Consider the following 3,601-nt stretch of genomic DNA (forward strand, 5'->3'; position numbering starts at 1 on the left):
GCGAAAGCAATCTCGCAGTCGTTGATGCAGTGCCTGTCAGACCGCTTTCGCGAGCAGGCTCGCTCCCACATGAGAATCGCAGTGCTTCAATTACTCGGCCTTGCAGCCGCGGCCAATCAGGTCATTGGTGGCGACCCAGTACACCAGGCCTTCGTCACCCTTGACGTGAAACGCCAGCATGCCGTCGCTGTACAGCACGCCCGAGGCGCCCGGCTCTTCTTTCAGACGATAGACCTGATCACCGCCACCGAGCCGGACATCGACTTCCTTCTGGCCGGCATCGGCGTAACGCCACAGCACTTTGGCCTGGCTGTCGCAGGTCCAGGTGGTCCAGCTATCCGCCGGCGCGGACGACTGAAACAGGTTCATCTGCGCGCAACCGCCCAACAATGCCAACGCCGCAATGGCGATCAAGCCTTTCATCCGTGTTCCTCGACTGACAGCGCACGCCGCCAGCCCTGCGTTAAAGAGTCAGACCGGTCAAGGACAACCATGTTCCTTGGCCGGGGTTTGCGTCTCGTATTTGTCCAGGCCGTCCGGCCCCGAGCGCTTGTTCAGCACCGGATTGGTTTCGGCCTGCCAGTCGGCCTGGTAGCAGCCTTTCTGCGCGGCATCCGGCGCGGGCGTGGCCTCGGCCTTCGGGTTACTCCCGCAGGCCGCCAGCGTACCGGTCAGCAACAACAGCGCTAACGACTTGACCATCTGAACACTCCTTTGCCTGGCCAACCGGGCGACCTCAGGCCTTGGCCCGGCTTTCCAGGACTTCAACGGCCGGCAGCACCTTGCCTTCGACGAATTCGAGGAACGCGCCACCACCGGTGGAAATGTAGGAGATTTGTTCGGCCACGCCATATTTATCGATGGCCGCCAGGGTGTCGCCACCGCCGGCAATGGAGAATGCGGCGCTGTCAGCGATGGCCTGGGCCAGCACTTTGGTGCCGTTGCCGAACTGATCGAATTCGAACACGCCGACCGGACCGTTCCACAGAATGGTTTTCGACGATTTCAGCAGTTCGGCGAAGTTGGCCGCGGTTTGCGGGCCGATGTCCAGAATCATGTCGTCAGCGGCAACGTCAGCGATCAGCTTGACGGTGGCTTCGGCGCTTTCGGCGAATTCCTTGGCAACCACCACGTCCACCGGCAGCGGCACGCTGACCTTGGCGGCGATGGCGCGCGCGGTGTCCAGCAGGTCCGGCTCGTACAGCGACTTGCCGACCGGGTGACCGGCGGCCGCCAGGAAGGTGTTGGCGATGCCGCCGCCAACGATCAGTTGATCGCAGATCTGGCTCAGGCTGTTGAGGACGTCGAGTTTGGTCGACACCTTGGAACCGGCAACGATCGCAGCCATTGGCTTGGCCGGCGCGCCCAGCGCCTTGCCCAGTGCCTCCAGCTCAGCGGCCAGCAGCGGGCCTGCCGCGGCGACCTTGGCGAACTTGGCCACGCCGTGCGTCGAACCTTCAGCGCGGTGAGCAGTGCCAAAGGCGTCCATCACGAACACGTCGCACAGGGCGGCATATTGCTGGGCGAGGTCGTCGGCGTTCTTTTTCTCGCCCTTGTTGAAGCGCACGTTTTCGAACAGCACGATGTCGCCGGCCTTGACGTCAACGCCATCCAGGTAATCGGCCACCAGCGGCACTTCGCGGCCCAGAGCCTTGCTCAGGTAGTCAGCGACTGGCTTGAGGCTGTTCTCGGCGGAGAACTCGCCTTCGGTCGGACGGCCCAGGTGCGAACACACCATCACCGCCGCACCTTTTTCCAGGGCCAGCTTGATGGTCGGCAGCGAAGCCAGGATACGCGCATCGCTGGTGACAACACCGTCCTTGACTGGGACGTTGAGGTCTTCGCGGATCAATACGCGCTTACCTTGCAGATCGAGGTCGGACATCTTCAACACGGTCATGGGTCGCACTTCCTGAGTAACTGTTCTTAGAGAGCAGGTTTTTTTTGAAATCGCTGTTTGCAGATAGTGGTCTGCAACGTCCAGCATTCGGTTGGCAAAACCCCATTCGTTGTCGAACCAGGCCAGGATGTTCACCAGTTTGGGGCCGGAAACACGGGTCTGACTGGCATCGACGATGGCCGAATGTGGGTCATGGTTGAAATCACAGCTGGCGTGCGGCAACTCGGTGTAGGCCAGCAGTCCCTTGAGCGGGCCGCTGGTGGCGGCTTCACGCAGGATCCGGTTGACCTCGCCCGCATCGGTCGCGGTGGCGGTCTGCATCGTGATGTCGAGGCAAGACACGTTGACCGTCGGCACGCGTACGGCTTTGGCCTGAATTCGCCCGGCAAGTTCCGGCAGCAGGCGCTCGATGCCACGCGCCAGACCAGTGGACACCGGGATCACCGACTGGAACGCCGAACGGGTGCGGCGCAGGTCTTCATGGTGATAGGCGTCGATCACCGGCTGATCGTTCATCGCCGAGTGAATGGTGGTGATCGACACGTAATCCAAGCCAATCGCCTTGTCCAGCAGACGCAACAGCGGCACGCCGCAGTTGGTGGTGCAGGAGGCGTTGGACACCAGCAGTTCGGCGCCAGTCAGGCAATCCTGATTGACACCGTAGACGATGGTGGCGTCGACATCCGCCTCGCTGGCCATCGGTTGCGAGAACAGCACGCGGGGCGCGCCGGCGTCGAGGAAACGCTGGCCATCTTCGCGGGTGTGGTAGGCGCCGGAGCATTCGAGCACCAGGTCGACGCCCAGCGCCGCCCAGTCGATGCCTTCGGGGGTGGCACTGCGCAGGACCTTCACGCAGTCGCCATTAATATGCAGACAATCGCCTTCTACACGCACTTCGCCGGGAAACCGGCCGTGAGTGGAATCAAAGCGTGTCAGGTATTCGATGCTGGCCATGTCCGCCAGATCGTTGATCGCGACAATCTCAAACCCGGCCTTCTCGCCACGCTCGAACAACGCACGCAAGACGCAACGACCAATCCGGCCGTAGCCGTTGAGTGCAACTTTGTAGGGACGCGGTTGAGGCATGGGGTTCTCGATAGTATTCGCTAACAACACAACCCCATGTAGGAGCTGCCGAAGGTGCGATCTTTTGATCCTGTTGTTCAAGATCAAGATCAAAAAGATCGCAGCGTGCCCGCAGCTCCTACAGGATGTGGTTCGACGATTTGGTGTTGTTTACCCACAATCCCTGTTGGCGGATCTGTGGATAACGTGTTCGCCCATCCCTGTACCCCACGCCAATCAAGCCCTTCAGGCCCAAGATCAAAAAACAACCAGTCTAAGTCACGGTTTTTCCAGACGTTTTCTCCTGAATAAGTTCAAGAGTTGCCCCCAATCTCTGTTGGCGCTTCTGTGGATAAGATGTTCGCTATACGCTGTGAGCCTTATGAACCATGGCTTGTAGAGAATTGCTCAATAAATGATCGATTATGCTTTTAAAGCTGATAATTCCCGCGCAAACCCACGAATTGCTTAGCACTCAGCGCTTTTCCACAGCTGCAGCAAAGTTACCCCCGAACTCTGTTGGCGCTTCTGTGGATAACGTGTTCGCCATCCTCTGCAGGCCTTATGAAACGTGGCATGTAGAGACTTGATCAAAAAAACACTCAATCACTCGTGGAAACCATCCTTCTGGATAAG

The 3,601-nt window shown here is 59.6% G+C and carries 3 protein-coding genes and 1 pseudogene; all 4 read right to left on the minus strand.

Annotated elements, in window-relative coordinates:
• Positions 1 to 90 precede the first annotated feature (90 nt).
• A complete protein-coding gene (locus tag HT737_RS13315; RefSeq protein WP_047297097.1) occupies positions 91 to 423 on the minus strand; it encodes an MliC family protein in 333 nt (110 codons plus the stop codon).
• A gap of 57 nt (positions 424 to 480) precedes the next feature.
• Positions 481 to 702 carry a hypothetical protein gene (locus tag HT737_RS13320; protein ID WP_007961876.1) on the minus strand — a complete coding sequence of 74 codons (222 nt, stop codon included), beginning with the start codon at positions 700 to 702 and terminating at the stop codon, positions 481 to 483.
• A gap of 34 nt (positions 703 to 736) precedes the next feature.
• Positions 737 to 1,900: a phosphoglycerate kinase gene (locus HT737_RS13325; protein ID WP_131670574.1), complete on the minus strand. Its 1,164-nt coding sequence runs from the start codon at positions 1,898 to 1,900 to the stop codon at positions 737 to 739.
• A gap of 48 nt (positions 1,901 to 1,948) precedes the next feature.
• Positions 1,949 to 2,986 (minus strand): annotated as a pseudogene (gene epd, locus HT737_RS13330) (erythrose-4-phosphate dehydrogenase); the annotation flags it as partial.
• Between the last annotated feature and the right edge of the window lie 615 nt (positions 2,987 to 3,601).

Origin of the sequence: Pseudomonas sp. MD195_PC81_125 (assembly GCF_014060985.1) — a bacterium.
Lineage (GTDB): Bacteria > Pseudomonadota > Gammaproteobacteria > Pseudomonadales > Pseudomonadaceae > Aquipseudomonas > Aquipseudomonas parakoreensis.